Origin of the sequence: Streptosporangium sp. NPDC005286 (assembly GCF_040607515.1) — a bacterium.
Classification (GTDB): Bacteria; Actinomycetota; Actinomycetes; order Streptosporangiales; family Streptosporangiaceae; genus Streptosporangium.
The window spans coordinates 1-1,815 of sequence record NZ_JBEXGU010000385.1 but is presented as its reverse complement, the minus strand read 5'-3'; the positions used below and the strand labels follow the sequence as shown (position 1 = coordinate 1,815).

Sequence of the window (1,815 nt, the reverse complement as noted above, 5' to 3'; positions counted from 1 at the left end):
CCGCGTCGCCAGCCAGCCCTCCTTCGCCGACGCGGTCACCCAGGCGGGCCTCACCGCGGCGCCGGTCGGCCGGAACCACACCACCTGGCGGATAGCGGAGATGCACCCCGAGAACGAGGAGGCGGGTCGTGCCGGGCTGCCCGCGCCCTATGACGCGGCGGTGACGGACCCCGCGGCCCTCGACTGGCAGGCGATGCAGGACGGTTACCGGCACCTCATCGCCCACTGGCACAAACTCGACAACTTTCCGATGGTCGCCGATCTGGTGGACTTCGCCCGGCACTGGCGGCCCGACCTGGTCATCTGGGAGGCCACCACCTACGCCGGAGCGATCGCCGCCAAGGCCTGCGGCGCCGCGCACGCCCGCCTGCTGTGGAGCATCGACGTCTTCGGCGTCACCCGGCAACACTTCCTGCGCCTCCAGGCCGAACAGCCCCCCGAGAAGCGCACCGACCCGCTCGCCGACTGGCTGACCGGCTACGCCCGCAAGTACGGCTTCGACTTCACCGAGGACATGATCACCGGCCAGTTCGGCATCGACCAGCTCCCCGCCTCGCTGAGCATGCGCGCCGACCTCGACTACCTCCCCATGCGATACATCCCCTACGGCGGACCCGCCGTCGTACCGAAATGGCTGTGGACCCCGCCCCGACGTCCCCGCGTCGCCCTCACCCTCGGCACCACCGCCACCGACCGCTTCGCCGGCTACACCGTCGACGTGCAGGACATCCTGGACTCCCTGGCCGACCTCGACATCGAACTCGTCGCCACCATCGCGGAAAACCAGCGGCACAAAGCCCCTCGCGTCCCCGACAACACCCGGGTGGTCTCCTACGTGCCGCTGCACGCCCTGACCCCGACCTGCGCCGCGGTCATCAACCATGCCGGCCCCGGCACCTTCCTCACCACCGCCCTGCACGCGGTCCCCCAGCTCACCGTGCCATGGGAGTTCGACGCACCCGAACTCGCCCGCCGCGCCGCCGAGCAGGGCGCCACCCTGACGCTTCTCGGTGACCAGGCCACCGGCCAGGCCGTCCGCGAGGGCGTGCTGCGCCTGCTGAACGAACCCACCTTCCGCGACCGGGCACACGACCTGCGCGACGAGATCCACGCCCAGCCCACCCCCAACCAGCTCGTCCCGCAGCTGGAAAAGCTCACCGCCGAACATCGCTGACACCGGCCCAGGAAGGGAAGACGATGCGGATCCTGTTCGCCACCACTCCGGCGAAGACGATATTCCTGTACATGGTGCCGCTGGCCTGGGCGCTGCGCACCGCGGGGCACGAGGTCCGGTTCGCCGCCCAGCCCGGCTTCGCCGACGTGATCACCCAGGCCGGGCTGACCGCGGTCCCGGTCGGGCGTGACCACAACCCGCGCATGACACGGACGTCGGAAGACGTCAAAGCGGAGCGACCAGGCATCCCGGCGCCGTACGACGCCTTCGACGATCCCGCGAAGGCCACCTGGGAGTATCTGAAGCCCGGGATCGCCTCGGCGGCGCGAGAAGGACATCGATACGGGAACTTCCCTCTCATCTCGGATCTGGTGGACTTCGCCCGGCACTGGCAGCCCGACCTGGTCGTCTGGGAACCCTTCGCCTTCGCCGGGGCGATCGCCGCCAAGGCCTGCGGGGCGGCGCACGCCCGGCTGCTGTTCGGCATCGACGTCTACGGCGGCGTCCGCCGGCTCTACCGGCGGCTCAACGAGCGGCAGCCACCCGAGGACCGTGCCGACCCGCTCGCCGACTGGCTGGCCGGCTACGGCCGCAAGTACGGCTTCGACTTCACCGAGGACATGCTCACCGGGAACTTCACC

The 1,815-nt window shown here is 70.5% G+C and carries 1 protein-coding gene and 1 pseudogene; both read left to right on the top strand.

All coding sequences use genetic code 11. The annotated features are described in order from the left end of the window. A partial coding sequence (locus ABZU75_RS46275) for an activator-dependent family glycosyltransferase (protein ID WP_355569922.1) occupies window positions 1-1,174 on the top strand: 1,174 nt, incomplete at its 5' end. Window positions 1,175-1,197: 23 nt separating this feature from the next. Then, window positions 1,198-1,815, top strand: a pseudogene (locus ABZU75_RS46270) (glycosyl transferase); the annotation flags it as partial.